Annotated in this window: 33 protein-coding genes; 3 read left to right on the top strand and 30 right to left on the bottom strand. The window is 40.7% G+C overall.

The genetic code is table 11. The features are described from left to right. Window positions 1-13: 13 nt before the first annotated feature. The 11 genes from accC to HMPREF1481_RS06900 form a co-directional block, all read right to left on the bottom strand. Entirely contained in the window at window positions 14-1,381 is a 1,368-nt protein-coding gene (gene accC, locus HMPREF1481_RS06850; RefSeq protein WP_000488670.1) for an acetyl-CoA carboxylase biotin carboxylase subunit, read from the bottom strand. A gap of 11 nt (window positions 1,382-1,392) precedes the next feature. Further along, window positions 1,393-1,815, bottom strand: a complete 423-nt coding sequence (gene fabZ / locus HMPREF1481_RS06855; protein ID WP_016466757.1) for a 3-hydroxyacyl-ACP dehydratase FabZ — start codon at window positions 1,813-1,815, stop codon at window positions 1,393-1,395. Continuing rightward, window positions 1,812-2,291 carry an acetyl-CoA carboxylase biotin carboxyl carrier protein gene (gene accB, locus HMPREF1481_RS06860; RefSeq protein WP_016466758.1) on the bottom strand — a complete coding sequence of 160 codons (480 nt, stop codon included), beginning with the start codon at window positions 2,289-2,291 and terminating at the stop codon, window positions 1,812-1,814. The genes fabZ and accB overlap by 4 nt, the downstream gene beginning before the upstream one ends. A gap of 2 nt (window positions 2,292-2,293) precedes the next feature. Next, window positions 2,294-3,529 carry a beta-ketoacyl-ACP synthase II gene (gene fabF, locus HMPREF1481_RS06865; protein ID WP_016466759.1) on the bottom strand — a complete coding sequence of 412 codons (1,236 nt, stop codon included), beginning with the start codon at window positions 3,527-3,529 and terminating at the stop codon, window positions 2,294-2,296. A gap of 22 nt (window positions 3,530-3,551) precedes the next feature. Beyond that, window positions 3,552-4,286 (bottom strand): 3-oxoacyl-[acyl-carrier-protein] reductase, encoded by a 735-nt coding sequence (fabG, locus tag HMPREF1481_RS06870; RefSeq protein ID WP_016466760.1) that lies wholly within the window; start codon window positions 4,284-4,286, stop codon window positions 3,552-3,554. A 32-nt stretch (window positions 4,287-4,318) separates the two neighbouring features. Then, window positions 4,319-5,239: an ACP S-malonyltransferase gene (fabD, locus tag HMPREF1481_RS06875; RefSeq protein WP_016466761.1), complete on the bottom strand. Its 921-nt coding sequence runs from the start codon at window positions 5,237-5,239 to the stop codon at window positions 4,319-4,321. Then, window positions 5,232-6,206: an enoyl-[acyl-carrier-protein] reductase FabK gene (gene fabK / locus HMPREF1481_RS06880; RefSeq protein WP_016466762.1), complete on the bottom strand. Its 975-nt coding sequence runs from the start codon at window positions 6,204-6,206 to the stop codon at window positions 5,232-5,234. The genes fabD and fabK overlap by 8 nt, the downstream gene beginning before the upstream one ends. Window positions 6,207-6,322: 116 nt before the next feature. Then, window positions 6,323-6,547 carry an acyl carrier protein gene (locus HMPREF1481_RS06885; RefSeq protein WP_000257840.1) on the bottom strand — a complete coding sequence of 75 codons (225 nt, stop codon included), beginning with the start codon at window positions 6,545-6,547 and terminating at the stop codon, window positions 6,323-6,325. Window positions 6,548-6,604: 57 nt separating this feature from the next. Further along, a complete protein-coding gene (locus HMPREF1481_RS06890; protein ID WP_016466763.1) occupies window positions 6,605-7,579 on the bottom strand; it encodes a beta-ketoacyl-ACP synthase III in 975 nt (324 codons plus the stop codon). Beyond that, a complete protein-coding gene (gene fabT, locus HMPREF1481_RS06895) occupies window positions 7,579-8,013 on the bottom strand; it encodes a fatty acid biosynthesis transcriptional regulator FabT (protein ID WP_016466764.1) in 435 nt (144 codons plus the stop codon). The genes HMPREF1481_RS06890 and fabT overlap by 1 nt, the downstream gene beginning before the upstream one ends. Before the next feature lie 90 nt (window positions 8,014-8,103). Next, window positions 8,104-8,889 (bottom strand): enoyl-CoA hydratase, encoded by a 786-nt coding sequence (locus tag HMPREF1481_RS06900; RefSeq protein WP_016466765.1) that lies wholly within the window; start codon window positions 8,887-8,889, stop codon window positions 8,104-8,106. Between the two features lie 253 nt (window positions 8,890-9,142). Here HMPREF1481_RS06900 and HMPREF1481_RS06905 point away from each other — a divergent pair, with 253 nt between their 5' ends. The 3 genes from HMPREF1481_RS06905 (at window position 9,143) to serS (ending at window position 12,369) form a co-directional block, all read left to right on the top strand. Continuing rightward, on the top strand, window positions 9,143-10,507 hold the full coding sequence (locus tag HMPREF1481_RS06905) for an aspartate kinase (RefSeq protein WP_016466766.1): 1,365 nt from the start codon (window positions 9,143-9,145) through the stop codon (window positions 10,505-10,507). Between the two features lie 2 nt (window positions 10,508-10,509). Beyond that, entirely contained in the window at window positions 10,510-10,881 is a 372-nt protein-coding gene (locus HMPREF1481_RS06910; RefSeq protein WP_016466767.1) for a DUF956 family protein, read from the top strand. A 213-nt stretch (window positions 10,882-11,094) separates the two neighbouring features. Further along, a complete protein-coding gene (serS, locus tag HMPREF1481_RS06915; RefSeq protein WP_016466768.1) occupies window positions 11,095-12,369 on the top strand; it encodes a serine--tRNA ligase in 1,275 nt (424 codons plus the stop codon). 93 nt (window positions 12,370-12,462) lie between these two features. Here the strand turns inward: serS and groL are convergent, their stop codons facing one another. The 19 genes from groL to HMPREF1481_RS07010 form a co-directional block, all read right to left on the bottom strand. Continuing rightward, window positions 12,463-14,082, bottom strand: a complete 1,620-nt coding sequence (gene groL, locus HMPREF1481_RS06920; RefSeq protein WP_016466769.1) for a chaperonin GroEL — start codon at window positions 14,080-14,082, stop codon at window positions 12,463-12,465. Window positions 14,083-14,097: 15 nt separating this feature from the next. Then, window positions 14,098-14,382: a co-chaperone GroES gene (groES, locus tag HMPREF1481_RS06925; protein ID WP_016466770.1), complete on the bottom strand. Its 285-nt coding sequence runs from the start codon at window positions 14,380-14,382 to the stop codon at window positions 14,098-14,100. Window positions 14,383-14,518: 136 nt separating this feature from the next. Further along, window positions 14,519-14,812 carry a hypothetical protein gene (locus HMPREF1481_RS06930; RefSeq protein ID WP_016466771.1) on the bottom strand — a complete coding sequence of 98 codons (294 nt, stop codon included), beginning with the start codon at window positions 14,810-14,812 and terminating at the stop codon, window positions 14,519-14,521. A gap of 101 nt (window positions 14,813-14,913) precedes the next feature. Continuing rightward, window positions 14,914-15,768 carry a PTS system mannose/fructose/sorbose family transporter subunit IID gene (locus HMPREF1481_RS06935; RefSeq protein ID WP_029689583.1) on the bottom strand — a complete coding sequence of 285 codons (855 nt, stop codon included), beginning with the start codon at window positions 15,766-15,768 and terminating at the stop codon, window positions 14,914-14,916. After that, on the bottom strand, window positions 15,752-16,594 hold the full coding sequence (locus HMPREF1481_RS06940; protein WP_000156207.1) for a PTS mannose/fructose/sorbose/N-acetylgalactosamine transporter subunit IIC: 843 nt from the start codon (window positions 16,592-16,594) through the stop codon (window positions 15,752-15,754). Before HMPREF1481_RS06940 ends, HMPREF1481_RS06935 begins: the two co-directional genes overlap by 17 nt. Before the next feature lie 52 nt (window positions 16,595-16,646). Next, window positions 16,647-17,141, bottom strand: coding sequence for a PTS system mannose/fructose/N-acetylgalactosamine-transporter subunit IIB (locus HMPREF1481_RS06945; protein ID WP_000261775.1), 495 nt, complete (start codon window positions 17,139-17,141; stop codon window positions 16,647-16,649). 14 nt (window positions 17,142-17,155) lie between these two features. Continuing rightward, entirely contained in the window at window positions 17,156-17,593 is a 438-nt protein-coding gene (locus tag HMPREF1481_RS06950; RefSeq protein WP_016466772.1) for a PTS sugar transporter subunit IIA, read from the bottom strand. 138 nt (window positions 17,594-17,731) lie between these two features. Beyond that, complete coding sequence (locus HMPREF1481_RS06955; RefSeq protein WP_016466773.1) at window positions 17,732-19,030, bottom strand: ABC transporter substrate-binding protein; 1,299 nt, start codon at window positions 19,028-19,030, stop codon at window positions 17,732-17,734. Next, window positions 19,027-19,710, bottom strand: coding sequence for a response regulator transcription factor (locus HMPREF1481_RS06960; RefSeq protein ID WP_025173290.1), 684 nt, complete (start codon window positions 19,708-19,710; stop codon window positions 19,027-19,029). The genes HMPREF1481_RS06955 and HMPREF1481_RS06960 overlap by 4 nt, the downstream gene beginning before the upstream one ends. A gap of 21 nt (window positions 19,711-19,731) precedes the next feature. Next, complete coding sequence (locus HMPREF1481_RS06965) at window positions 19,732-21,033, bottom strand: sensor histidine kinase (protein ID WP_016466775.1); 1,302 nt, start codon at window positions 21,031-21,033, stop codon at window positions 19,732-19,734. After that, window positions 21,033-22,016 carry a substrate-binding domain-containing protein gene (locus HMPREF1481_RS06970; RefSeq protein ID WP_016466776.1) on the bottom strand — a complete coding sequence of 328 codons (984 nt, stop codon included), beginning with the start codon at window positions 22,014-22,016 and terminating at the stop codon, window positions 21,033-21,035. The genes HMPREF1481_RS06965 and HMPREF1481_RS06970 overlap by 1 nt, the downstream gene beginning before the upstream one ends. Window positions 22,017-22,204: 188 nt before the next feature. Next, entirely contained in the window at window positions 22,205-22,600 is a 396-nt protein-coding gene (locus HMPREF1481_RS06975) for a single-stranded DNA-binding protein (RefSeq protein WP_006144984.1), read from the bottom strand. Window positions 22,601-22,675: 75 nt separating this feature from the next. Next, window positions 22,676-23,437, bottom strand: a complete 762-nt coding sequence (locus HMPREF1481_RS06980) for an SDR family NAD(P)-dependent oxidoreductase (protein WP_016466777.1) — start codon at window positions 23,435-23,437, stop codon at window positions 22,676-22,678. Window positions 23,438-23,478: 41 nt separating this feature from the next. Next, entirely contained in the window at window positions 23,479-24,105 is a 627-nt protein-coding gene (gene ytpR / locus HMPREF1481_RS06985) for a YtpR family tRNA-binding protein (RefSeq protein WP_016466778.1), read from the bottom strand. A gap of 9 nt (window positions 24,106-24,114) precedes the next feature. Further along, complete coding sequence (locus tag HMPREF1481_RS06990; protein WP_016466779.1) at window positions 24,115-24,432, bottom strand: thioredoxin family protein; 318 nt, start codon at window positions 24,430-24,432, stop codon at window positions 24,115-24,117. Beyond that, complete coding sequence (locus HMPREF1481_RS06995) at window positions 24,429-24,719, bottom strand: DUF4651 domain-containing protein (protein ID WP_016466780.1); 291 nt, start codon at window positions 24,717-24,719, stop codon at window positions 24,429-24,431. The genes HMPREF1481_RS06990 and HMPREF1481_RS06995 overlap by 4 nt, the downstream gene beginning before the upstream one ends. A gap of 75 nt (window positions 24,720-24,794) precedes the next feature. Then, window positions 24,795-25,049 carry a DUF1912 family protein gene (locus HMPREF1481_RS07000; RefSeq protein ID WP_016466781.1) on the bottom strand — a complete coding sequence of 85 codons (255 nt, stop codon included), beginning with the start codon at window positions 25,047-25,049 and terminating at the stop codon, window positions 24,795-24,797. Between the two features lie 9 nt (window positions 25,050-25,058). Then, window positions 25,059-26,393: a DUF438 domain-containing protein gene (locus HMPREF1481_RS07005; RefSeq protein ID WP_016466782.1), complete on the bottom strand. Its 1,335-nt coding sequence runs from the start codon at window positions 26,391-26,393 to the stop codon at window positions 25,059-25,061. Further along, entirely contained in the window at window positions 26,393-26,626 is a 234-nt protein-coding gene (locus HMPREF1481_RS07010; protein WP_016466783.1) for a DUF1858 domain-containing protein, read from the bottom strand. Before HMPREF1481_RS07010 ends, HMPREF1481_RS07005 begins: the two co-directional genes overlap by 1 nt. Between the last annotated feature and the right edge of the window lie 77 nt (window positions 26,627-26,703).

Below are 26,703 nucleotides of genomic sequence, written 5' to 3' on the forward strand. Positions count from 1 at the left end.
CATACTTTTTATATTATTCTTTTTCTTGATAGTGTGGTAAGAAAGTTTCCATCAAGAATGAAGTATCGTAGTCCCCTGCTATCACACGACGATCTGAAATCAAATCGAGTTGAAAATCAGCATTGGTGACGACCCCTTCAATTTCGAGTTCATAAAGAGCTCTTTGCATTTTCATGAGTGCATCAAAACGATTTTCACCATGAACAATAATTTTAGCAATCATACTATCATAGTATGGTGGAATGGTATACCCCGGATAAACTGCAGAGTCAACACGCAAGCCAACACCACCGCTTGGTAGATAAAGATTGGTAATCTTACCAGGGCTCGGTGCAAAATTAAAGGCTGGGTTTTCTGCGTTGATACGGCACTCAATAGCATGTCCTTTTAGAACAATGTCTTCTTGTTTCAGAGTCAAAGGTTGACCTGACGCAATACGGATTTGTTCCTTGACAATATCCACACCAGAAACAAATTCGGTTACTGGATGTTCTACTTGGACACGAGTATTCATCTCCATAAAGTAGAATTTCCCAGTTGCTTCATCTAGTAGAAATTCGATGGTCCCCGCATTTTCATAACCAACAGACTCCGCTGCACGGACTGCTGCAGCACCAATTTCATTACGAAGTGTTTTCCCGATAGCAATCGAAGGACTTTCTTCTAAAACCTTTTGATTGTTCCGTTGAAGCGAACAGTCACGCTCACCTAGGTGAATCACATGTCCCATCTGGTCAGCAAGAATCTGTACCTCAATGTGGCGAGCAGGATAAATCACACGCTCGAGGTACATAGCCCCGTTACCAAAGTTTGCTTTAGCTTCACTAGAGGCTGTTTCAAAGGCTGATACAAGGTCTTCTGCCTTTTCAACCTTACGAATTCCTTTACCACCACCTCCAGCTGAAGCTTTCAGCATAACTGGATAACCAATTTTTTCGGCAACAGCAAGCGCTTCTTCTGCAGTATGGACTTCTCCATCTGATCCTGGAATGACAGGCACATTAGCCTTAATCATTTGAGCACGGGCGTTAATTTTATCTCCCATGACATCCATGACTCGAGCTGATGGCCCGATAAATTTGATACCGACTTCTTCACACATAGTTGCAAATTTGGAATTTTCACTTAAAAAACCAAATCCAGGGTGAATAGCTTCAGCTTCAGTCAAGACCGCAGCTGATAGGATGGCATTGATGTTCAGATAAGATTCTGTAGCCTTCCCAGGGCCGATACAGATAGCCTCATCAGCCAAAAGCGTGTGGAGAGCTTCCTTGTCAGCAGTCGAATAGACAGCGACTGTTGCGATTCCTAACTCTCGTGCCGCACGAATAATACGAACAGCAATTTCACCACGATTGGCAATTAAAATCTTACGAAACATGGAAAACCTCCCTAGTTTCCAATAGCAAAGGTCAGAGTACCGCTTGCTGCAAGCTTACCATCTACTTCTGCCTTCGCTTCTACTACTGCAATTGTGCTACGACGTTTGACAAAAGTTGCTGTCATGACAAGCTGATCACCAGGAACAACTTGTTTCTTAAACTTAACCTTATCCATACCAGCATAGAAGACAAGCTTCTCTTTGTTTTCAGGTTTTGATAATTCCAAAACACCTGCTGTTTGTGCCAAAGCTTCCATGATCAAGACACCTGGCATTACAGGGTAGGCTGGAAAGTGTCCGTTGAAGAAAGGTTCGTTTATCGTTACATTTTTAATAGCAACAATGGTGTCTTCGCTAACTTCCAAGACACGGTCCACTAAGAGCATGGGATAGCGATGTGGCAAAGCTTCTTTAATTCCTTGAATATCAATCATTTGATACGTACCAAGCCTTTCCCGAACTCAACCATTTCTTCATTTTCAACAAGAATTTCTGTTACGACACCGTCTTTAGGTGCTGGAATTTCATTCATAACTTTCATAGCTTCAATGATGACCAAGGTTTGGCCTTTTTTAACAGTATCACCAACTGAAACAAAATTAGGTTTGTCCGGTCCAGCAGCCAAGTAAGCAACTCCGACAAGTGGACTTTCTACAAGGTCCCCCTCAGCTACAGATTCACTAGCACTTGATTCTGAAACTGCTTCTACAGCTGGTGTAGTTTGAGCTTGTGGTGCAACTGTAGGTACAGCTGCTGGAACTACAGGTTGAGGTGCTGGACTTGTTTCTGCCACAAGTTTCGCTTCATTCTTACTGAAGACCAACTCGTCCGTTCCATTTTTATAAGAAAATTCTTTCAAGCTCGACTGGTCAAATTGTGCCATCAAGTCTTTGATTTCATTTAAATTCATTTTTACTTATTCTCCCAACGTTTGAAAGCAAGAACTGCGTTATGCCCACCAAATCCAAAAGTATTTGAGATAGCATAAGGAATTTCATGTTCCAAGCCTTGTCCATAAATAACGTTTGCTTCAATGTAGTCTGACAATTCTGTTGTTCCAGCTGTCATTGGAACATAGTTGTTACGGATTGCTTCAATTGTTGCAATAGCCTCAACTGCACCTGCTGCACCGAGCAAGTGTCCTGTAAATGACTTGGTTGAAGATACAGGTACTTCCTTGCCAAGAACAGCTACAATCGCTCCACTTTCTCCTTTTTCATTAGCTGGAGTTGATGTACCGTGAGCATTGACATAGGCTACTTGGTCTGGTGTGATTTCAGCTTCATCCAAGGCAAGTTTGATAGCTTTAATAGCACCTTGGCCTTCTGGATGTGGTGAAGTCATGTGGTAGGCATCACAAGTGTTACCATAACCAACAACTTCGGCAAGGATCGTTGCTCCACGTTTTTCTGCGTGCTCTAAGCTTTCAAGAACCAACATACCTGATCCTTCACCCATGACAAATCCATTACGGTCTTTGTCAAATGGAATAGAAGCACGAGTTGGATCTTCTGTTGTTGAAAGAGCTGTTAAGGCTTGGAAACCTGCAATCGCAAATGGAGTAATTGATGATTCTGAACCACCAACCAACATGATATCTTGGAAACCAAACTTGATAGAACGGAAGGCATCTCCGATAGCATCATTTGATGAAGCACAAGCTGTATTGATAGATTTACAGATACCATTTGCACCAAAGCGCATAGCAACATTTCCTGCTGCCATATTTGGCAAGGCTTTTGGAAGTGTCAATGGTTTTACTCGTTTTGGACCTTTTTCGTGAAGACGAAGCACTTGGTCTTCGATTTCTCTGATTCCACCGATACCTGATGCAACAATGACACCAAAGCGATCTTTATCAAGCGCTTCTACGTCAAGATTAGCATTGTTCACTGCTTCTTGAGCTGCATACAAGGCATATAAAGAATAATCATCGAAACGATTAGTATCTTTTTTTACAAAATATTTGTCAAACGGAAAATCGTTAATTTCTGCTGCATTATGAACATCAAAAGCACTGTGATCAAATTTGGTGATTTCACCAATTCCAATCTTTCCATTTTTAAGACTGTTCCAAAATTCTTCTGGTGTGTTACCGATTGGAGATGTTAATCCATAACCTGTTACTACTACTCGATTTAGTTTCATTTTCATACCTCTATTTTAACTCTTATTGCATGGTTAGTCCACCATCAATTGCAATGACCTGTCCCGTTAGATAATCTTGGCTTGCAAGAAAGGCTGTGACCTCTGCGACCTGCTCAGCTTGGCCAAATTGTTTCATCGGAATTTGTGCTAACATAGCATCTTTCACCTTATCAGATAGGACTGCAGTCATATCTGATTCAATCATTCCTGGTGCAATAGCATTGACACGCACATTACGATTGGCAACCTCACGTGCTACTGATTTAGTAAATCCAATTAAACCAGCTTTAGAAGCAGCGTAGTTTGCTTGACCGATATTTCCCATCAAACCGACAACACTCGACATGTTGATAATAGCACCTTCACGTGCTTTTATCATCTGTTTCAAAACAGCTTGTGTCATATTGAAGGCACCTGTCAAATTGATTTTCAAGACCCTCTCAAAATCTTCTTCTGTCATCTTCAGCATGAGGGTGTCTTGAGTAATCCCAGCATTATTCACTAGGACATCAACTGAACCTAGTTCTTCAATCGCTTGATCCACCATGCGTTTTGCATCTGTGAAGTCTGAGACATCACCAGAAATAGCAAGTACCTTCACACGATATGGTTTAAACTCGTTTAGAAGCTCCTCGGAGATTTCACCACGACTATTCAAGACAACGTTAGCTCCCAAGCTAGCAAATTTATGAGCAATGGCAAGACCAATTCCTCGACTTGAGCCTGTAATAAAGACATTTTTCTGTTCTAGTTTCATTTTTCTCCTTTCAGAACTTCTACCACATTAGTCTAATTTTCTAAGAGTGCTTGTAGACTTGCTTGATCTTCCACATTAGCAAGTTGAGCCGTTTTATCAATTTTTTTGACAAATCCTGACAAGACTTTACCAGGGCCAACTTCGATAAAACGAGTCACACCAGCTTCTTGCATCACTGCAATACTTTCATAAAAACGGACAGGTTCCTTAACTTGACGAGTCAAGAGTTCTGCTATTTGTTCTTTTTCCATGACCTTTGCTTCTGTATTTCCAACAAGAGGACAAGCAAAGTCAGAAAATTCAACTGCTGTCAGGGCTTGTGCTAATTTTTGACTAGCAGGCTCCAATAAAGCTGTATGGAAAGGGCCAGAAACATTTAGCGGAATCAAGCGTTTTGCTCCTGCTTCTTGCAAGAGTTCAACTGCACGATCTACTGCAGCTACCTCCCCACCAATAACAATCTGGCTTGAAGTATTGTAGTTAGCTGGAGTCACAACGCCAAGTTGAGAAGCTTCTTGACAAGCTTGTTCGATAACTTCAACTGGTGTATTGAGCACAGCTACCATTTTCCCTGATCCTGCAGGTGCCGCTTCTTCCATATAAGCACCACGTTTAGCAACTAGTGCCACTGCATCTTCAAAATTCAAAGCACCACTAGCTACAAGGGCTGAATATTCTCCAAGAGACAAACCTGCCACCATATCAGGCTGGTAACCTTTTTCCTCTAGAAGTCGGTAAATTGCTACTGAAGTAGCTAAAATAGCTGGTTGCGTATAACGAGTCTGATTTAACTTTTTTTCATCATTATCAATCAAATCACGGAGATCATAACCCAAGACTTGGCTAGCTTGGTCAATTGTTTCCTTGACGATAGCATATTGGTCGTATAGTTCACGTCCCATTCCAAGGTACTGGGCTCCTTGACCTGCAAATAGAAAGGCTGTTTTAGTCATTTCTTGTAACTCCTGCCCAACGAGCGGCTTCTTTTTGAATTTTCTCAGCTGCACCATAGTAGATATCTTTTAAGATTTCTTCAACAGTTTCTTCTTTAGATACCAAACCTGCAATCTGGCCGGCCATTACTGAACCGCCATCTACATCACCATGGACAACAGCCTTAGCTAAGGCTCCAGCGCCCATTTGTTCAAAGATTTCTAAGTCTGGATTTTCTTGTTTGAAGGCATCTTTTTCAGCTTGCTCGAAATCACGAGTCAATTGGTTTTTGATGGCACGAACTGCGTGTCCAAAATGTTGTGCTGAAATCGTTGTATCAATATCACGAGCTTTTAAAATTTTAGCTTTATAGTTTGGATGGGCGTTTGATTCTTTAGCAACTACAAAACGAGTTCCCACTTGCACGGCTTCTGCACCAAGCATAAATCCAGCGGCAGCTCCCTCACCGTCTGCAATACCACCTGCAGCAATTACAGGAATTGAAACAGCAGCAGCAACTTGACGAACCAAGGTCATTGTTGTTAATTTACCGATGTGTCCACCAGCTTCCATACCTTCTGCAATGACGGCATCTGCACCGATTTTTTCCATGCGTTTAGCCAAAGCTACACTTGGGACTACAGGAATAACGGTAATCCCCGCTTCGTGGAATCGCTCCATGTATTTGCTTGGATTTCCTGCACCAGTTGTGACTACTTTAACCCCTTCTTCAATAACGAGGTCAACAATATCATCTACAAATGGAGACAGAAGCATAATGTTAACACCAAAAGGTTTATCTGTTAAAGATTTAATCTTATCGATATTAGCTTTAACAACTTCTTTAGGTGCGTTTCCTCCACCAATGATTCCAAGACCACCAGCTTTTGAAACAGCTCCAGCCAAGTCACCATCTGCTACCCAGGCCATTCCACCTTGGAAGATAGGATATTTAATATTTAATAGTTCAGTGATACGTGTTTTCATATTGCCTCCATATGTCTTGCTTACGTAATAGTTCGACTACATTATAATTTGACAGTCAAACTATTACCTAAACAAGAGGGAGCGGGTCTCCCCTACTCCTTCTTTGTTTATTCTAATTATTTTGTTTGCTCTTCAACGTAAGCAACCAAGTCACCAACTGTTTTCAAGTTGTCTTCAGCTTCGATTTGGATGTCAAAAGCATCTTCGATTTCTGAGATAACTTGGAACAAGTCCAATGAATCTGCATCCAAATCATCAAAAGTAGATTCAAGTGTTACTTCTGATGCGTCTTTTCCAAGTTCTTCAACGATAATTTCTTGTACTTTTTCAAATACTGCCATGATAGACTCCTTTAAAATAAATAGTTTTTTATAACAATGTGATCACCACATGATTACCTAAATTGTAACAATAAGTGTGCCCCATGTCAAACCTCCACCGAAACCTGACAAGAGAATTTTTTGGCTACCATCCAAATGGATGAGCCCTTCTTCTACACACTCAGAAAGTAAAATCGGGATACTTGCCGCACTCGTATTTCCATACTTGGTCATATTGGCAGGAAGCTTTTCACGATCGACACCGATTTTTCTAGCCATCTTATCTAAAATTCGAATATTAGCTTGATGAAGCAAGAGATAATCCAGTTCATCTGCTGATATCGGACTCTTTTCGATGGTCTCTTTAATGGATTTAGCCACATCTCGAATTGCGAAGTCGAAAACTGCTCTACCATCCATTTTTAAGAAAACATCTGGCTCTTCTTGGATTGAAAACGGTGAAATCAATCCTGTTTGTCCATAAGTGAGGCACTCACCACGAGAACCATCACTATTGAGACTTTCCGCCAAGAAATGTTCTTGGTCACTCGCCTCTAGTAGGACACCACCAGCCCCATCTCCAAATAAGACCGCTGTTGAACGGTCAAACCAGTCCAAGGTTTTTGACATGGTTTCACTACCGATAACTAGTCCCTTGCGATAAACCCCTGAAGATATGAACTTTTCTGCAGTTGATAGCGCAAAGACAAATCCACTACAAGCGGCTGTTAAATCATAAGCAAAAGCCTTATGAGCGCCGATTTTGGCCTGAACACGAGCAGCTGTTGAAGGCATCATCGAGTCAGGTGTCATTGTAGCTAGAATAATAAAATCTAGTTCCTCTGCAGAAATACCTGCTTTCTCTAGAAGTTGTCTTGCAACCTCTGTGGCCAAATCTCCTGTTGATTCTGTCTTTGAAATATGGCGTTCTTTAATTCCTGTCCGACTTGAAATCCATTCATCACTCGTGTCCATGATCTGTGCCAAGTCCTCGTTAGTGACAATTTGCTCTGGAGCATAATGAGCAACCTGGCTTATTTTTGCAAAAGCCATTATTTCAAATCCTCCAAAAAGTGATACAGATTTGTCAACCCTCTACCCATAACATCCATTTCCTCAGGACTCATACCTTCGATAATTCTTTCGACCATGGCCTTATGGAAACGTTTATGGAGACGGTGCACGAGACGACCCTTCTTTGTCAAAAGTAGATGTACTACACGACGATCTTGATCTGAACGAATCCGTTCGATGTATCCTTTTCGTTCCAAATTGTTTAAGCTCGTTGTCACAGTCCCTAGAGTTACCATCAACTCTTTGGAAACTTGACTTGGAGTCACTTCTGGATACTTACCGATAACATCAATCGTGTGCATTTCTTTGATGGAGATATCCTTGAAACGACTACCTCGCAAACTAACTTCCTCAATCACTAGGACGTTGTTAAAAATTGATGTTAAATAATCATTGACTTGTTGGTAGTCCATTTCTCTTCCCTCCTTACCAAAAAAGTTTAATAATCAAAACATTTGACAAAAAAAGTATATCAAACTTCAAAGAATTACGCAAGCATTTTTTTATTTCCCGACAAATTTTGGACGTCTTCTCTCAGAATGTGCACGTACACCTTCTTTAAAATCTTCTGTGTAGGATAGTGATTCTTGCAATTCTAATTCAAGTTGAGCGTATTCATGCCACTGTTTAAATTCACTTTCCCAAACAAGTTTCTTAATTGCTGCATAAGAATTTGAAGAACCACGTCTCAATTTCTTCAACAATTGTTCTCTTGTTTTTTCTAATTGTTCACTAGTACATAGACGATACAAAGCTCCTGCTTCAAAGGCTTTTTCAGCGGTAAATGCTTCGCCTGTCATAGCCAATTGTGTTGCACGCGTTGCACCTAATGAACGAGTCAACAAGAACAATCCACCAGCATCAGGAGCTAAGCCCACACCTACAAAAGCCTGGATGAATTTAGCTTTATCAGATGCAATACAGAAATCAACTGCTAAGGCCATATTTGCTGCGGCTCCAGCAACTGCTCCGTCCACTTCCATGATAATTGGCTTAGGAATCTGTTTAATCTTATAAGAAATTGTATTAACCAATTCAGCAATTCGTGCAAGTGAAGCAATATCATCTTCATCGACAGCACGTTTCATCTCAACTAAGTCTCCACCGACTGAAAATACCTTGCCTGCTGCATTGATGAGAATAAATGAAACAGAATCGTCTTTTTCAGCCAATTCCAGTGCTTCTAAAATTTCTTCACACATAGGAATATGGAAACCATTTGCCACTTCGGGACGATTTAAAGTAATCGTTGCTAAATCGTCTTGAATTTGAAAGATAATATGATTCATAGCTACTCCTTTAATTTAAAAAGCTGATTAAATTATTTTATCTTCAAAGTATATCTTTTTATTTCTATTTACACAAGCAAAAATCGATAAAAAGTGTATCAGCCGATTTTGAAAATATATTTTCTATCTTTAAAATAGTTTGGTTGAGATAATCATGTCCAGACCTCTTACAAGAAGGTGGTTTTCCTATTCCAGATTGAAAAAAGCCCTTCTTTCTGCTATAATCGTATAAAATACTAACTGAGGAGTTCTTATGAAGGTTGTAAAATTTGGAGGGAGTTCACTTGCCTCTGCAAGCCAGTTGAAAAAGGTTTTGGACATTGTAAAAAGTGATCCTGAACGTCGTTTTGTAGTTGTATCTGCACCAGGAAAGCGCGATGCTGAAGATACAAAAGTTACGGATGCTTTGATTAAATATTATCGTGATTATGTAGCAGGAAATGATATCAGCGCAAGCCAAAATTGGATTATCGACCGTTATGCTACAATGGTTAGCGAACTAGGACTTAAACCAGCTGTTTTAGAACGAATTTCTAAAAGTATCCGAGCTCTCGCTACTCTTCCAATTGAAAACAACGAATTTCTTTATGATACCTTTCTTGCTGCAGGAGAAAACAATAATGCCAAACTGATTGCAGCTTACTTCAACCAAAACGGAGTAGAAGCTCGCTATGTTCATCCACGAGAAGCTGGTATCGTTGTGACAAGCGAACCTGGTAACGCTCGTATCATTCCTTCAAGCTATGATAAAATCGAGGAACTCAATAACGGCACAGAAGTCCTTGTTATTCCTGGATTCTTCGGTGTCACAAAAGAAAACCAAATCTGTACCTTCTCCCGTGGTGGATCTGATATCACAGGTTCTATCATTGCTGCTGGTGTCAAAGCAGACCTTTACGAGAACTTTACTGATGTTAATGGGATTTTTGCGGCTCACCCTGGTATTATTCACAAACCACACTCAATTCCTGAATTGACTTACCGTGAAATGCGTGAATTGGCTTATGCTGGATTTTCTGTGCTCCATGACGAAGCTCTCTTGCCAGCCTACCGCGGGAAAATTCCTTTGGTTATCAAGAACACCAATAACCCTGACCATCCAGGTACTCGTATCGTACTACAACATAGTAGTGATAAATTCCCAGTAGTAGGAATCGCAGGTGACTCTGGCTTTGTCAGCATCAATATGTCTAAGTACCTTATGAACCGTGAAATTGGGTTTGGTCGTAAAGTTCTTCAAATCCTTGAAGACTTAAATATCGGTTGGGAACATATGCCAACTGGTATCGATGACTTGTCAATCATTTTACGTTCACGTGAACTCACTCCTATTAAAGAAGAAGAAATCCTTCGTCAACTTGTTCAAAAAGCAGAAGTCGATCATGCTGAAATTGAACATGACCTCTCAATCATTATGATCGTTGGTGAAAAGATGAAGCGTCATATCGGGGTAACTGCTACTGCTACTCGCGCCTTGTCTGAAAATAATATCAACATCCAAATGATGTCCCAAGGGTCTAGCGAAGTTTCTATCATGTTCGTTGTCCACAAAGACCAAGAGAAAGCAGCCATCAAGGCTCTTTACCAGGCATTTTTTGGTGAAAGTAAGGAAGACTAAAGATGGCACAATCCCTTAACAAAGTCGTTGACCTGCAAACTACTGGAACCTCCTATCTTTCCATTTCAGGAAAGGTTGGAAAATTTCTGGTTGGAGATCAGGCTTTAGAATTTTACGCAGACCGTAATGTTGAGGATTACATTCAGATTCCCTGGTCCAGCGTTAATCAAATCGGAGCCAATGTCTCTAGGCGCAAGGTTAGTCGTCATTTCGAAGTCTTCACTGACCAAGGAAAATTCCTCTTTGCCTCAAAAGACTCCGGAAAAATTCTTAAAATTGCTCGGGAAAAAATCGGAAATGAAAAGGTTGTGAAGCTTCCAACCTTACTCCAAATCATCGGTCGTAAAATCAAAAATCTATTTGCAAAAAAATAGAAAGTTTAGTATAATCATAGAAACGGATAAGTAGGTTATCCTCTTCTTCCAGAAAGTCTGCGGATGTTGCGAGCAGATAGGAGAGATAGGTGAAATTCTACCGTTGTTTTAAATCAAATACAGAATCAAGTGCACACCTGTGAAGTTGGATGGAACCGTGGCTCTGCCACTCCAACGCTTTGTCAGGTGTGCTTTTTTCATAAAGGAGTTTATATGCTAGATATCAAACGTATTCGTACAGACTTTGATGCTGTCGCAGAAAAATTGGCTACACGTGGTGTAGACGCTGCTATCTTGAACGAGATGAAAGAAATCGATGCTAAACGTCGTGACATCTTGGTCAAGGTTGAAACCCTCAAGGCAGAGCGTAACACGGTTTCTGCTGAAATCGCCCAAGCTAAGCGCAACAAGGAAAATGCCGATGATAAGATTGCTGCCATGCAAACCCTATCTGCCGAAGTCAAAGCACTCGATGCAGAATTAGCTGAAATCGATGCTAAATTGACAGAATTTACCACTACTCTTCCAAACATCCCTGCTGACAGTGTTCCTATTGGGGCAGACGAAGATGATAACGTAGAAGTTCGCCGTTGGGGAACTCCTCGTGAGTTTGACTTTGAACCAAAAGCCCACTGGGATCTCGGAGAAGACCTTGGTATTCTTGACTGGGAACGTGGTGGAAAAGTCACTGGAGCTCGTTTCCTCTTCTATAAAGGCCTCGGAGCTCGTTTGGAACGTGCCATCTACAACTTTATGTTGGATGAACACGGAAAAGAAGGTTACACTGAAGTCATCACCCCTTACATGGTTAACCATGACTCTATGTTTGGTACTGGTCAATATCCAAAATTCAAGGAAGATACTTTTGAGATTAGCGATACCAACTATGTCCTCATTCCTACAGCTGAAGTTCCTCTAACTAACTACTACCGTGATGAAATTCTTGACGGAAAAGACTTGCCAATCTACTTTACTGCTATGAGTCCATCATTCCGTTCTGAAGCTGGTTCTGCTGGTCGCGATACTCGCGGTTTGATTCGTTTGCACCAATTCCACAAGGTAGAAATGGTGAAATTTGCCAAGCCTGAAGAATCATACGAAGAACTTGAAAAGATGACAGCCAACGCTGAAAACATCCTTCAAAAACTCAACTTGCCATACCGTGTAGTTGCTCTTTCTACAGGAGATATGGGCTTCTCAGCTGCTAAGACTTACGACTTGGAAGTTTGGATCCCAGCACAAAATACCTACCGTGAAATCTCAAGCTGTTCCAATACAGAAGATTTCCAAGCACGTCGTGCCCAAATCCGTTACCGTGATGAAGCCGATGGTAAGGTTAAACTTCTACATACCTTGAACGGTTCTGGACTTGCCGTTGGACGTACCGTCGCTGCTATTCTTGAAAACTATCAAAACGAAGATGGTTCTGTTACTATTCCAGAAATCCTTCGTCCATACATGGGTGGAGCTGAAGTTATCAAACCATAAAATAAACAAGAGGAAGCATAACTTCCTCTTTTGCATTTCATGTAAAAAAACAGGTAGAAAATCTTTCATCTCTACCTGTTATTTTTATATTCTCTAGTAACCACCCATCATTGATGGGTCCATAGCTGGAGCTGGTGCTACAGGTTCTGGTTTGTTAGCCACAACTGCTTCTGTTGTCAAGATAAGACTTGCTACTGAAGCTGCGTTTTGAAGGGCTGAACGGCTAACCTTAACAGGGTCGATAATACCTGCTTCAATCATGTTCACCCATTCACCTGTCGCAGCGTTAAAGCCTGTACCAGCTTCTGCATTTTTCAAACGATCGATAACGATTGAACCTTCATAGCCTGCATTGTAGGCAATTTGGCGAACTGGTTCTTCCAAGGCACGAAGAACAATGCTACGTCCTGTTGCTTCGTCACCTGTCAATTCTAAGGCCTCAACAGCTGGAATGACATTCACTAAGGCAGTACCACCACCTGCAACAATTCCTTCTTCTACTGCTGCACGGGTAGCGTTAAGGGCATCTTCGATGCGGAGTTTCATTTCTTTCAATTCAGTTTCAGTTGCAGCACCGACCTTGATAACTGCTACTCCACCTGATAATTTAGCCAGGCGTTCTTGGAGTTTTTCACGGTCGAATTCTGAAGTTGTTGTTTCGATTTGAGACTTGATGACAGCGACACGGTTAGCGATGGCTTCAGGATTTCCTGCACCTTCTACAATAACTGTGCTATCTTTATCAACAGACACTTTAGCTGCTTGACCTAAAGCTTCGATGGTAGCATCTTTCAACTCAAGACCAAGGTCTTCGGTAATAACAGTTCCACCTGTCAAAATCGCAACATCTTCCAACATCGCTTTACGACGGTCACCGAAACCAGGAGCCTTAACAGCAACTACGTTGAAAGTTCCACGAATCTTGTTCAAGACAAGAGTTGGTAGAGCTTCTCCATCAACATCGTCTGCAATAATCAAGAGCGGACGGCTACTTTGAAGAATGCTTTCTAGAAGTGGCAAGATTTCTTGGATATTTGAAATTTTCTTGTCAGTAATTAAAATGTATGGATTTTCAAGGTCTGCAACCATTTTTTCATTATCAGTAACCATGTACTGAGATAGATAACCACGGTCAAATTGCATTCCTTCTACAACTTCAAGCTCTGTTTCCATACCACGTGATTCTTCAATAGTGATAACTCCATCTTTTCCAACTTTTTCCATAGCTTCAGAGATGTACTCACCAACTTTTTCAGAACGAGATGAAACGGCAGCGACCTGCGCAATCGCTTCTTTGTTAGCAACAGGAATGGCATTGTTCTTCAAGGCTTCTACAGCAGTTGCAACCGCTGCTTCAATCCCACGACGAATACCAATTGGATTTGCGCCAGCAGTTACGTTTTTAATTCCTTCACGAACGATAGCCTGAGTCAAGACAGTTGCAGTAGTTGTTCCGTCACCAGCAATATCATTAGTTTTAGAAGCTACTTCTGATACCAATTTGGCACCCATATTTTCAAAATGGTCTTCCAATTCGATTTCTTTGGCGATTGTTACACCGTCGTTGGTAATCAATGGAGAACCAAATGATTTTTCAAGCACAACGTTACGACCTTTAGGTCCCAAAGTTACTTTAACAGTATCTGCTAGAATATCAACGCCACGAACCATAGCTGAACGTGCATCAGATGAAAATTTAATGTCTTTTGCCATACTTACTTTCTCCTTCTATTCTTCAATAATTGCCAAGATGTTAGCTTCACCTACGATGATATATTTTTCATCCCCATCTTTGACATCAATACCTGCATTAGCTTCAACTAAAACTTGATCTCCAGCTTTTACACTTGGAGCAACTAGTTCACCACTCAAGGTGCGAACACCTTCCCCAGTAGCTACAACTTTAGCTGTTTTTGTTTTTTCTTGGGCTGATCCTGCCAGGACAAAGCCTCCGACAGTTTGTTCTTTTTCTTCAATTTTCAAGACCACACGGTCTCCTAATGGTTTCAACATCTGCTTTCCTCCATAAGACAATCATATTATTAGCACTCTTTATCTATGAGTGCTAAACCATAGTTCTATTGTATCACTTAGTCAGAAATAGTCAAGAAAAAAACACCTCTAAAGTGAAAGAGATGTTCCTTTAATATTAATTGAGAATCGTCAATTTTTGATTGAAATCATCGATAACCTTTTGGAGATTGATCCGCCCGCGATAGATACCATATCCAAAAACCACCATTCCTAATATTCCAATCAAGGCAAGTAAAATTCCGAAAATTAAGAGTGGGAGGAAAGTTTTATGAAAAAGATAAATCAATACCACACCAATACTAGCAGTGATAAAGAGCAAACTGAACCAACGACCCAAATTTTCAAGCATGTGGCGTTGATACTTAATTTCTATTTCATATCCATTAACAAGTTCTTGTTTTGTAACCATGAAAATCCTCCTGATAAAAATTGAGAATGAAGTGTAAGAGAAGGAGATTAGTCTACTTCATTCTCAAAATTTTTACTAGTAAATATTGGGGTCTCTTGACCTTAGTAATTAAGATGTGGGTCAAAGATACCTAGAGCAACACCAATTAAGGCAACAACAACTAGAATTAACATGACTTTGTTTGGTGATACTTTTTTCTTAGACATCAACCACCAGCAAATAGTGATGAAGGTTGCTGTCAAGAGACCTGGATAAACACCATCAATCTTTTCTTGAATTTTAAGGAAGGCTTCTCCGTTAGCATTTTTGAATTCGAGTGCTGTTGTAACAGAGACCCAAGTCGCTGCTACGGCACCAATAACCATACCACCAACAACGCTGATCGCTTTACGAAGAGCTTGTCCTTTTGGTCCTACAAGAAATTCAACGGCTTTATCCCCTAATTGATACCCTTTAAAGAAGGCAAAGCGCATACCAAAGTAGACTAGGAAATTCCACACGACGATGTAGAAGATAGCACCAGCGACGTTACCACCTTTTGAAAGACCAAGTGCAATCCCCAAAAGAACTGGAATCAAGGTACCAACGATCAAAGAGTCACCAATACCAGCGATTGGTCCCATTAAACCGGCACGCATCCCATTGATGGTTTCACCATCTACTGCATCTCCATTTGCACGTGCTTCTTCCAAACCAGCTGTAATCCCTACAACAAGAGATCCAAGTTGTGGTTCAGTATTGAAGAAGGCAGTATAGGTTTGCATAGCATCTTTTTGTTCTTCTTTTGTATCATACATTTCTTCTACGATTGGAAGCATAGAAGTCAAGTACCCAAAGGTTTGCATGTGTTCTTGAGAGAAACAAGTCAAATGACCATAATACCAATGATGAAATGCTTTTGCTAATGTTTTCTTTGAAATTTTCTTTCTATCAGCCATTTTAAATATCCTCCTCATCATCGTCTACGTAAACAGCCCCAGCTGGAACAGCTTTCATAGATTTGATTACTTCAAGTTCATAGTAGATTACTGCAAAGATCAATGAAACAACCGCACTAGCTACTAAGTTCAAGCCGAGAGATTTAGCCAAGGTAAATCCAACAAAGAATGGAATGAAGTCAGTTGCTTTTGTAACAATTTGTTTCAACAAGATAGCAATACCGACACATGGGAGAAGAGCTCCGACTGTAAAGAGAGCTTTCATCCAGAAACCATCCATAGGAAGGTAAAGTTTCATCAAATCAACCATGTTTTCACCATATTTAGTGATAATCATAGTTGGAAGGAAAGAGAAGAGGAAGTGAGAGATCCATGGGTAAACCCAGTCAACTGCGTAGAGTTTTTTGAAGTTTCCTTCTTCAACGGCTTTCCAACCAATGTGTTGCCAAAGCAAGTTCATGGTAGCTGTTCCGTAGAAAAGAACTGTACCGATTGTTCCAACGGCCGCACCGATTGGGGCTGCAGCTGCTGCAATTCCAGCTTCATCTGTGATGTGATTTGCATGCACAAACAAGATAGCAAGAGGAACACCGATATAAGAGATGGCACGAACATCGGCAGATACGGTTCCACCAGGTGTTACCAAGGCGATATAAACGACTTGAAGGGCAACCCCGACCATAATACCGGTTGTCACATCTCCAAGAATTAAACCTGAAATCAACCCACCGATCAAGGGACGACCGAGTGTATAGTTCCCGATACTGGAACCTCCCATACCAGGCATTGAAGACAAGCTGGCGAAAACAGCAAGCAAGATTGCTTGAATCCATGAAATTGTCATAACAAACGCTCCTTTTTGTTTGTAAATTTATTTAACAGTTGAACTGTTAGTTTTAAAAACCAAATTTTGATTTGAAATCATCCCAATAACCGATCGAAACATCAGGCAACAACTGGAATTTCACCTTATATCCTGCTGCTTGAATGGCTTGGAAGGCTTCTGCTTCTTCCTGTGTGATGGATTGGTTATTACCCAATTTCACTGCACCAGGTCGATCATTTGCAGGGCCAACAATGATTTCTTTAACATCTCCTGGGACAAAACCTTGATCCACCAAAATTTCCTTCATATCAATTGGGTTTTTGGTAATCAAGAAGTACCGACTGTCAGATTCCGTTACTTTTGCTGATTTTTCTTTAAAGGCTTCCTTTGTCCATACAAAGGTTTTCTTGTCTGACGCACCCTTGTATGCTTGAATTAAAACCTTGTTTGATGCTGCTGCATCGTTTACGGCAATCAAACCATCACATGGTTTTTCCTTTGCCCAGCGTGTGACTGTTTGACCGTGAATCATGCGGTCATCAATCCGTACAAATGTTACTACCATAAGGTACCTCCCTATTAAATATCGTCATCATCTTCTTCAGCACTAGTGGCTGAAACTTCAAAAGGCTGTAGTGCAGATTGTGCTTCTGATAAGATGGTGGCTGACAAATCCTCTCCATCCAACACATCCTTCATCACAACTGCTGTCAAGGCCATGGTGAGGTTCATCCCACCAAGGATCAAAGCTCCATCTAGCTTTCCAGCTTCTTCTAGGACAGTGGCTGCCGTGGTTAATGGACTACCACCTACAATATCTGCCAAGACCAGCACAGAATCATCTGCTGTCAATTCTGAAATGCTTTCTCTAAAATCAACTGCAAAATCATCGACCGATTTTCCTTCTTTGAGTCCAACTGCGATGACCTGGCTCATCTTATCACCAGCAAACATAGCTAGTGATGTTTTTAGGCCTTCTGCCAATCCTCCATGACTGACTAAAATGAGGTATTTCATTTTGCTACGCCTCCTTTATTTGACTCTATTGTAGATTATTTGAAAGCGTTTTTACATTGTCAAATGTCACATTATAAACATGACATTTAGCAATAAAAAAATGACATCTGTCACTTGACACGATGTCATCTTTTTTCTTTAAAATCCTACCTGAAGACTACTTTCAATCTCCCTTTGAATTTGCGGCAGGCGGTTCTCAACATCTTGATTGCGCAAGGCATTGCCAATCAAGTAGTCTAGCTTTTCTAACACCTCTTTTGAGACATTCTTGGGACTACTTTCAACAGCTTGTTCCATAATCCGGTTCAAGGTCTGATTGGTTAAGGAATCTACCCCAAAATCATCCACTTGCAGAAGATCTTTACTAGAACGACTCTTGACTACATCAGGCATGACAGAAATCCCTTGAGATTCAGCAAAAAGAGTTTGTTGGATTTCTGGATCCTCTGTCAACACTTGCATCAACTCCCAAGCCAACTTTGAATGAGGAGTCCGAGCAGACATGGCAAAAGAAGTCGTCGTAACCAAGGTCGCCTTGGTGGTTTTTGACTTAGCAGGCATAGGAATACAGGTCCAGGTGAAGTTTGAATATTTGGAAACATGATAGGGATAAGGTTTATAAGTCCTATATTGAGCCAAGGTCATGGGGTAAAACGCTACTTTCCCCTGGTCAAAATCTTTGAAACTAACCTTATAATTTTTATTTAACTCTTCCAATTTTTGCAGAAAAGTCAAAGATTCTTTGACTTCTGGAGCTGTGAGCTTGAGCATCCCTCCTTGAAAGAGACTGCCTCCATTTGCTGCCAAAGCTTCTTTCCAGGTGTATTCTGTACTCCCAAATTGGTCCAATTGCCCATCTCCATTGGTATCTTTGGTTAGTTCCTTACAAATCTCATAAAATTCTTCAAGACTCCAACCTTCTTTGGGAACCTCAATACCTTCCTTATCCAGCAAATCTTTATTGACACACATTAAAATAGGATTGCTTTCGTAAGGTAATGCATAGGGTTGTTCCTGATAGACACAGGATTCAAATGCAGCGGTATAAAAAGTAGCCTGATCTTTTTGACTCATATAACCATTCAAATTTTCTAAAACGCCACGCGCTGCCAATAAAGAAATATCTTGTTCAGAGACCATAAAGACATCCGGTGTCTTTCCTGAAACAATTTTTTCTGAGAGCCAGTTTGAATATTCAGACTGTGGAATTCCATTTTCATACTCCACACGGACATTGGGATGGGATTTTTCAAATTTTTCAATTGCTCGATCCAAAGCATGCGAACGTTGACTGGTTGGTACATCCCAACTAGAACCTGCATAAACTCCTATATGAAGCACGGTTGGTTGCTGTTTCCACCCATAAACCCCCGCACTTACACAGAGCATAATAAGGAGCCCAATCCCAAAATAAAGATGCTTTCGCTTTAATTTCATTCCGTATTCCCTTTTGAAAAATCGCGTCTGGTCACTCCTGTTTGGACTGACCAAATTGCTAATTGCGTTCGATCCCGTAGGTTTAATTTTGCCAAAATCGTTGATAAGTAATTGCGCACGGTTCCTTCTGACAAGAAAAGTTTAGCCGCAATTTCTTTGTTAGACTCGCCATAACCAATTTCTTGAATAATTCGCCATTCCGTAGTGCTTAAATCTTTGACATTATCTTCATCCACAGTAATAGAAAAGTTGGATTTAGCCATCTGTGAGAAAATTTGAAAGACTTTGCTAGCGATATTAGGGTTAATCATAGCTCCACCCTGATATACCACCTTAATAGCTTCATAGAGCTCGTCTGTCGAGGTCCCTTTTAAGAGATATCCTGAAGCACCATATTTGAGCGCACTATAGATAAATTCATCATCATCAAAGGTCGTTAAAATAATAATTTTGATATCCGGATAATGCTCTTTTACTTCTTTTGTAGCCAAAACTCCATCCATACCTGGCATCCGAATATCCATCAAAATTAGATCAGGATGAGTTTGTGGAATGCTCGACAAGACATGATTCCCATCTTCTACTGTTGCTACCACTTCGATATCGGAGTGAGCTGACAAAATAATTTTCAGAGATTCTCGAATCAAAGACTGGTCATCTGCCACCATTACTTTTATCACCATCTCTTATCTCCCTTCTTTTTATTTCGGCAAACTGACTCGTGTGAAAAATCCATCGCGACTTTCAAATTGAAGTTGTCCTCCTAGGATAGAAATACGCTCCATCATCTGCTTGAGCCCATATCCATAGGTCAAGGTTTCAAACCCAACTCCATTGTCCTGCAACTCTATTATGTAATCTGCTTCATCCTCAAAAAAATGAAGCTCCATTAGACTAGCATGGCCGTGACGAACCGCATTGGTCATAGACTCTTGAATCACACGAAAAATCGTATCTTCAATCATGACGTCCATATCGACATCAACCCATTCATAGATTAAATCAACCTGTAAATTTGAAAGATTCTGATACTCATGAATCATCTTTTCTAAAGCATCTTTGAGAGTTCGTCCCTCAAGAGCTCCTGGCCGAAGGCGATTGAGAGAGCCTCTCACATCTTGAATCCCTTCGCGGACGACTTCCGACACATTTTTTACCTGTTCTTTTGCCCGATTAGGATCTATATCAATCAAGACTCCAACTGCATCTAAACCAGCTGAGATTCCTGTTAACGCATGCCCCAAGGTATCGTGAATCTCACGAGCAATCCGCTTACGCTCCCGATCCTCTGCAATTTTCTCAGATAAGGCCATATAGTTGTTCAACTCCGTATTAACTTTGGATACCATGGCCAATTCCTCTTCCACTTCGTGGTTCTCCGCAAGGACATTCATAATATAAAACAAAAGCGAAATAATGAAGAACACCAAATTTGAGGCATAGAGAGAATTCTTCAGAAAAAAGGCCAAAATTCGGAGGGAGGACGGATAAAACTGAATATACGTATCCAAGGACGGAATCGGAAAGAAAAGTGAAAAGACGTCTGAGTTGGTCACAAGAAGCATCAGGAAACTCACTAGTATAAACGCAAACCAATACTTGCGGTCTCGTTTAGTATTCAACTCTTTAGAACCATAGAAAATATCCGCAAAAACCAAGAGAATAATCCCATTATAAGCTATATTTTGAACCCACATCAAGAGCAACATCAGGAGAATCTCTAGAATATTTCGTTTATCAAAGATAGACCATCGGCTCGTTTGAGGACGATAACGAGCCATCGATATCAAGGCAATCCCAGCAAATAAGAGCGCAGACAACCAAAAGGTCAGAGAAGGCGCAAAAGGAACGCGATCTAAGCGTTCTACTAACAAAGAAGCTTGTCGTTGGACGATGATATAGTTGGTTGCTTGAAGATAGATAATACTATTGAGCATGACTGCAATAAAATTCACGATCATCAGGAGGGTCAAACTGTATCGCACACCTCTAAATTTTCTCATCACTGCCACCCATTCACATCGAATCGATCGATGTTTTCCTTTGTCATCATTTGAACTGGAATGGTTACCTCTTCAGAGTAGCTCTTCCCATCAACAATATCCTGGATGACTTCCATCACGCGATCTCCCATCTGCAAAGGAGACTGAGCAACTGTTCCCACAACATCATCTGTTGAATGCAATAAAGATTTCATATCTGGTGAACCATCAATTCCATAAATCGCAATGGGGTAGCTAATTCCTTTCTCCTTAATAGCAGCTAAAGCTCCTATAGCTGAACGGTCATTTAAGGCAACCAAGGTATCGATCTCAAATTCTAGTTGCAAGAAGTTGCGTACAGTTGGCATCGCAATTTCTGTCTGTCCCTTAGTTTCTAGTTCCGAGACAATCTGATAAGATTCGTGTCCTTCGATAGTATCCTTAAATCCCTGAATCCGTGTATCTGCTGAAATTGTTCCTTTATGCTCCAAGAGGAGTATCCGAGCACTAGAAGAGCGTTTCATGAGCTCTTTAGCAATCAATACTCCTGCTTGGTAGTTATCGGATACAATACTAGCATCAGGCTTAAAATTCTTCAACTGAGTATCTACTGCAATAATCTTAATCCCTTGTTTTCTAGCTTTTTCAAGAGCCCTTAAAATTAGTTGACTATCCCCCTTGACCGGATTAATCACAATCACATTGACTTTTTGAGCGCAAAAATCATCGATTTGTTGGCACTGTCTTTCTTCGTCCAATTCTGGATCTCGGACATAAACCAGAGCTCCCCTCTCGTCAGCAATTCGACTAATTTCCGAATGAATACTTTTATAGAACTCATTATTCATGGTCATATAGGTGACACCAATCTTAGTCTTTTCATTCATACTAGTCGTTTGACAAACTGTATAGACCCAGAAGAGAAGACAGGCCACTGGAATCAGCAGTAATATCCGTTTTATCAACCATTTCAACTGTTCTTTTCTCTCTTTGTTTCCCTTCAAGCTTCGTTCCTTTTTCTGAAAATTTTGAATATACTTTACTTTATTTTACTATTTTTTCAAAAAAAGTGCTTGATTTTATTGTACAAATGCATTTAACTATTTTATTTCTAAGAAGTAATTCCCGAATCATTTGACTATAATAAACTAAAAAAGCTGGTCTATTGACGAACCAGCTTTCTTTATTATTACTAGAAGGGAAGTTCCTCCTCTTCCAAAACTAAATCTGCTAAGTCTTGACCAGCATTATTTTCACGCATAGCACGTTGGGCGCGACTTTCCAAAAGTTGAAATCCTGTAGCTAGAACTTCGGTCACATAGTTGGTCTGACCATTCTTCTCAAACTTACGAGTACGGAGCTCCCCATCGACAGAAATGAGACTGCCTTTAGTCGCATAGCTAGCCAAGGTTTCAGCCAATTTCCCCCAGACAACAATATTGATGAAGTCCGCTTCACGTTCCCCATTTTGATCCTTAAAACGACGGTTAATAGCAATCGTCGCACGAGCTACAGACTTATCATTGTTGGTTTTGTGCAATTCGGGTGTAGACGTCAAGCGTCCAATCATAATCACTTTATTATACATTTTTCATCCTCCTACTTATCTATTCGAAGGAAATCAAAAAAAGTTACAACATTTGTAACTTTTTTAATAATAATATTAATCTCTGTGAATCGTAAATCCAGTAGCTTGTTGATTGGCCATGATGGTCATATCTGTGATTTGTATACGACGTGGTTGACTGGTCACATAAACTACTGCATCAGCGATGTCTTGTGCTTGCAAGGCTTCGATTCCCTGATAGACCGTCGCAGCCCGTGCTTCATCTCCATGAAAACGTACCTTAGAAAAATCCGTCTCTACAATTCCAGGTTGAATAGTGGTCACCTTGATATCTGTGGCAATGGTATCAATCCGAAGCCCATCTGAAAAGGTTTTAACTGCAGCCTTGGTTGCTGAATAGACTGCTGCACCCGCATAGGCATAAATACCTGCGGTTGAACCCATGTTAATGATATGACCTTGATTGGCAGCTACCATGGAAGGCAAGAAACACCGCGTAACCGCCATCAATCCCTTGACATTGGTATCTAGCATGGTCAACATATCCAACTCATCATAGTCCTGATATGGAGCTAAGCCTAAAGCAAGTCCAGCGTTATTAACTAAAACATCAATCGAACCTACTGCTTCAAGAATATCTGAACAAACCGTTTTAACCATTGTCATATCGGTTACATCTAGCGGAAAGGTCCAAACATTTTGATTCGGAAAGGCTTCTGCAAACTCTGCTTTTAGAGCTTCAAGTCTTTCTATTCGACGTCCTGTGAGAACAATATTTTCACCTTTTTCTAGATAGGCACGCGCAATTGCTTCACCAATACCTGATGTTGCACCTGTAATCACTACATTTTTTGCCATCTTACTTTCTCCTATCTAGTTTAATATATACTAGTTACCAATTAAGCTGTCCAGTGTTTAGCCGGATCGAATGGAGTTCCAACAACTTGGTCTTCTGACAATTCAATAACACCACGTTTTTGGGGAGCACTTGGTAAGGCAAGTTCACGAGGACTACACATCATCCCAAAACTCTTTTCACCACGAAGTTCCCCTGGAAAAATGAGATTGCCTTTTGGCATCATCGCTCCTGGAAGAGCTACAATGGTTTTCAAGCCCACACGCGCATTAGGAGCACCCGCAACGATTTGTACTGTTTTGTCATTTCCAACAGCAACTTGGCAGATATTCAAATGGTCACTATCTGGATGCGCAACCATCTCTACAATTTCTCCAACGACAAATTTTGGTTCCTTGTCATTGATGATTTCTTCAGTAAATCCTTGAGCTTGCAATTCTTGATTCAAACGAGCCACTTGGTCGTCTGTTAGAAATACTTGGCCACGATTCTCAATCTCAAATAAGCTAGAAACTTCAAAAATATTCCAAGCGACAGTTTCACCAGTTTCTTTTAGAAAAACACGCGCAATATTGCCTTTACGCTCAGCATCTAGCTTGGCATCACCACTGTTTTTCACGATAACCATAAGGACATCGCCTACATATTCTTTATTGTATGTAAAAATCATTCTTTTCTCCTATTTCAATCCTGCTAAAAAGTGATTAATCTCTTCCTTAGTTTTACGGTTACGATTGACAAAGCGCCCAATTTCCTTGTCCTTGTCTAAAACAACAAGACTTGGAATCCCGTATACATCCCAAAGTTTAGCAAGTTCCATGTAGTCATCACGGTCGACCCGTATAAAAGTGAACTCTGGATTTGCCGCTTCAATCTCTGGCAAGGCGGGATAGATATAACGGCAATCGCCACACCAATCCGCAACAAAAAGGAAGACCTTCTTGCCATCCTGTTCAACTAGATTAGCTAGTTCTTCCAAACTCTTAGGAGAAATCATAAGAGTTCCTCCTCGTAGATGAGATCTTCATCTTCATAGACAAAGGTATAGTGACGGCCATCTTCAAAAATGACACCGCCAACGAGACGCTCTAGGCTGCTTTCATATACTTGGACATAGAGAGTCGCAATTTCACCCATCTCTGAAAAGTAGTCACGCACAATCGCAGTCAACTCTTCTTGTGTCTTCATGAGCTTGTGCTCATCAGCTACTTTCTTTGCTCCAAAAGCAAGTGCTCCAAGACCTACTAATGCCAAACCTGTTTTAATAATATTTTTCGTTTTCATGCTAACATTGTAACACAAAAAGGTTCTAGGAACAATGAAAAAGGGAGTTGAACTCCCTTTTCTAATTCCTAAATTTTAATAATGTCTCTCACCAAACAAATCTTCTGGCAATTCATGGAACCCCTTGCCTGCCTTGAAATTTTCAAACTTACCAAGTAAGAACTGATAGGCATCCAAGCGACTTTCGTAGCGAATCATGGCATCTTTAGCACGCTCATCTTGATCTTCTTCATAGACTTTTTGGCTTTCTTTGAAGGCCATATCGTTAATCATGATTTGGGTATTGACCCAAGCTTCAAATTCTTTCATAAATTCTTGTTCGTAACTCATTGTCTCTCCTTATTCTATTCCTCGATAGTAGTCTGTATCAATCTCACGGTAAGGCTGAATATCCTGAACATACTCCAAGACTCCTTGAAACTCTCCGTCTTCATCGTGTACCGCAGCATAAGTGATATGAACAAACTTGCCCCGTGACTCCGACTTGAACCACATCTCGTACTTGTCTTTTTCTCCCTCACGAAGACCTTTCATAATGGTCTTTACCTTATCAAGGTACTTGGGTGGGTGACAAAGCTCAACATTTCGCCCGACTTGGGATGGTGTCCGCTTGAAAATCATATCATCTGCTGGTGTATTATCGTTATAATACTGGAAGATATCATCCTTATTAACAAAGGTAATCTCCATAGGCAGGTGATTAAGGATAAGATTAGCTTGTTCAACTGAGAGATAACCGTTGCCAAAAGCCTGTTGGCTATTACGGTCTAGCACTGCTTCCTTTTCCTTAGGTGTAAAGGTAATAGTAAACTGACCTTCTGGCGTATCAATCACTTGCTGAACTTGTCCATCTACAGTTTCTGGCTGAATTGGTTCTTCTACACTTTTTTCCTCAACAAAACTTTGACGTTCGGGGACCCATTTTTCAGACGGACGGATGATAGCATAACCATAGGCATCACTTTCCTCGGCAATCTGAATCCAGTCATCTTGGGTAAAGGATTCGAGCAGAATCATGAGAAGGATAGACTCTTCCTTGAAAATCATACTCTCAAATTCTGTCGCAAAAATTTCAAAGGTTTCTTTTACATTTGCAATGGTTGTTTCTGGCAAAGATTTAACAGAAGATAAAGCTTTTTGATAGAGTTCCCTGATTTGATCATCGACTCCCCACATGACTTTTGGTGGCGAATCATGTCCATAACGCTCCATGATATGGAAAAAGAGTTCTTCCTTACGCTGATAGTGACGGTCGAACTGGCCTACAAGTCCCATTTGGCGAACCAAACCCTTACGCATCTCCGCCAGCATTTCCTCGTCTTCCATAGACTCATAAGTGTCTAGCAATCTACGGACCCGAATCAAGGCTGCACGGAGGGCTAGATTTTCATCCTTGAAGACACGTACAGGATGACCTGGATGTTCGGTATCTTCAACTTCCACTCCTTTAACAGCATTTTTAAAGAGATTAGCATGGACATCACAGAGCTCCATGACATCCTCAAATGTTACACCTGAGTCCGAGTTCATCAACTCATGCTCCATGAGAGAAATCTCAATGGCTGATACACCTGTAAAGGTTGCGTCAAAGCGCTCCTGAACGGATTCAGGAGAGGCTCCATTATGCAATTCTAATAAAATATCCCGAAGGACATGAATTCGTTCATCTGTCATTAGTCTAATCCAATCACTTCGTAACCATTTGCTTCAAGGGTTCGTACAATCTTGTCCATAGGAGTTCCTTCGAGCTTAGAAGCTTGTTTGAGCGAAACCTTTCGACCTACAGTATTGCGCATCAAGGGATTAGCAAGAGGTTTGAAACCAAGCTCAACTAAAATATCTAAAACTTCGGGATGCTTGTCCACCACTTCCGCAACAGGAATAGAAACGTCAATAATATTATCCATCACAACCTCCATCATATTCTCTCGCTGGTTTTTCTTTTCTTATTATACCACAAGGATTTGGATAAAAAAACTAGCAG

This window comes from Streptococcus sp. HPH0090 (assembly GCF_000411475.1).
Classification (GTDB): Bacteria; Bacillota; Bacilli; order Lactobacillales; family Streptococcaceae; genus Streptococcus.

What these genes read in the sequence shown, in the direction of transcription:
- HMPREF1481_RS07000 (WP_016466781.1), bottom strand. Translation starts at nt 25,049, where the DNA reads ATGAGTTACGAACAAGAATTTATGAAAGAATTTGAAGCTTGGGTCAAT.
- HMPREF1481_RS06965 (WP_016466775.1), bottom strand. Translation starts at nt 21,033, where the DNA reads ATGAGAAAATTTAGAGGTGTGCGATACAGTTTGACCCTCCTGATGATC.
- accC (WP_000488670.1), bottom strand. Translation starts at nt 1,381, where the DNA reads ATGTTTCGTAAGATTTTAATTGCCAATCGTGGTGAAATTGCTGTTCGT.
- HMPREF1481_RS06900 (WP_016466765.1), bottom strand. Translation starts at nt 8,889, where the DNA reads ATGAATCATATTATCTTTCAAATTCAAGACGATTTAGCAACGATTACT.
- HMPREF1481_RS06935 (WP_029689583.1), bottom strand. Translation starts at nt 15,768, where the DNA reads ATGAGGAGGATATTTAAAATGGCTGATAGAAAGAAAATTTCAAAGAAA.
- HMPREF1481_RS06995 (WP_016466780.1), bottom strand. Translation starts at nt 24,719, where the DNA reads ATGAAAACGAAAAATATTATTAAAACAGGTTTGGCATTAGTAGGTCTT.
- groES (WP_016466770.1), bottom strand. Translation starts at nt 14,382, where the DNA reads ATGTTGAAACCATTAGGAGACCGTGTGGTCTTGAAAATTGAAGAAAAA.
- HMPREF1481_RS07005 (WP_016466782.1), bottom strand. Translation starts at nt 26,393, where the DNA reads ATGACAGATGAACGAATTCATGTCCTTCGGGATATTTTATTAGAATTG.
- HMPREF1481_RS07010 (WP_016466783.1), bottom strand. Translation starts at nt 26,626, where the DNA reads ATGGATAATATTATTGACGTTTCTATTCCTGTTGCGGAAGTGGTGGAC.
- HMPREF1481_RS06940 (WP_000156207.1), bottom strand. Translation starts at nt 16,594, where the DNA reads ATGACAATTTCATGGATTCAAGCAATCTTGCTTGCTGTTTTCGCCAGC.
- HMPREF1481_RS06890 (WP_016466763.1), bottom strand. Translation starts at nt 7,579, where the DNA reads ATGGCTTTTGCAAAAATAAGCCAGGTTGCTCATTATGCTCCAGAGCAA.
- fabD (WP_016466761.1), bottom strand. Translation starts at nt 5,239, where the DNA reads ATGACTAAAACAGCCTTTCTATTTGCAGGTCAAGGAGCCCAGTACCTT.
- fabF (WP_016466759.1), bottom strand. Translation starts at nt 3,529, where the DNA reads ATGAAACTAAATCGAGTAGTAGTAACAGGTTATGGATTAACATCTCCA.
- fabK (WP_016466762.1), bottom strand. Translation starts at nt 6,206, where the DNA reads ATGAAAACACGTATCACTGAACTATTAAATATTAAATATCCTATCTTC.
- HMPREF1481_RS06955 (WP_016466773.1), bottom strand. Translation starts at nt 19,030, where the DNA reads ATGAAATTAAAGCGAAAGCATCTTTATTTTGGGATTGGGCTCCTTATT.
- HMPREF1481_RS06975 (WP_006144984.1), bottom strand. Translation starts at nt 22,600, where the DNA reads ATGTATAATAAAGTGATTATGATTGGACGCTTGACGTCTACACCCGAA.
- HMPREF1481_RS06980 (WP_016466777.1), bottom strand. Translation starts at nt 23,437, where the DNA reads ATGGCAAAAAATGTAGTGATTACAGGTGCAACATCAGGTATTGGTGAA.
- HMPREF1481_RS06950 (WP_016466772.1), bottom strand. Translation starts at nt 17,593, where the DNA reads ATGAAATACCTCATTTTAGTCAGTCATGGAGGATTGGCAGAAGGCCTA.
- HMPREF1481_RS06905 (WP_016466766.1), top strand. Translation starts at nt 9,143, where the DNA reads ATGAAGGTTGTAAAATTTGGAGGGAGTTCACTTGCCTCTGCAAGCCAG.
- HMPREF1481_RS06945 (WP_000261775.1), bottom strand. Translation starts at nt 17,141, where the DNA reads ATGGTAGTAACATTTGTACGGATTGATGACCGCATGATTCACGGTCAA.
- fabZ (WP_016466757.1), bottom strand. Translation starts at nt 1,815, where the DNA reads ATGATTGATATTCAAGGAATTAAAGAAGCTTTGCCACATCGCTATCCC.
- accB (WP_016466758.1), bottom strand. Translation starts at nt 2,291, where the DNA reads ATGAATTTAAATGAAATCAAAGACTTGATGGCACAATTTGACCAGTCG.
- ytpR (WP_016466778.1), bottom strand. Translation starts at nt 24,105, where the DNA reads ATGATTTTTACATACAATAAAGAATATGTAGGCGATGTCCTTATGGTT.
- HMPREF1481_RS06885 (WP_000257840.1), bottom strand. Translation starts at nt 6,547, where the DNA reads ATGGCAGTATTTGAAAAAGTACAAGAAATTATCGTTGAAGAACTTGGA.
- serS (WP_016466768.1), top strand. Translation starts at nt 11,095, where the DNA reads ATGCTAGATATCAAACGTATTCGTACAGACTTTGATGCTGTCGCAGAA.
- fabG (WP_016466760.1), bottom strand. Translation starts at nt 4,286, where the DNA reads ATGAAACTAGAACAGAAAAATGTCTTTATTACAGGCTCAAGTCGAGGA.
- fabT (WP_016466764.1), bottom strand. Translation starts at nt 8,013, where the DNA reads ATGGACTACCAACAAGTCAATGATTATTTAACATCAATTTTTAACAAC.
- HMPREF1481_RS06930 (WP_016466771.1), bottom strand. Translation starts at nt 14,812, where the DNA reads ATGGTTACAAAACAAGAACTTGTTAATGGATATGAAATAGAAATTAAG.
- groL (WP_016466769.1), bottom strand. Translation starts at nt 14,082, where the DNA reads ATGGCAAAAGACATTAAATTTTCATCTGATGCACGTTCAGCTATGGTT.
- HMPREF1481_RS06910 (WP_016466767.1), top strand. Translation starts at nt 10,510, where the DNA reads ATGGCACAATCCCTTAACAAAGTCGTTGACCTGCAAACTACTGGAACC.
- HMPREF1481_RS06990 (WP_016466779.1), bottom strand. Translation starts at nt 24,432, where the DNA reads ATGATTTCTCCTAAGAGTTTGGAAGAACTAGCTAATCTAGTTGAACAG.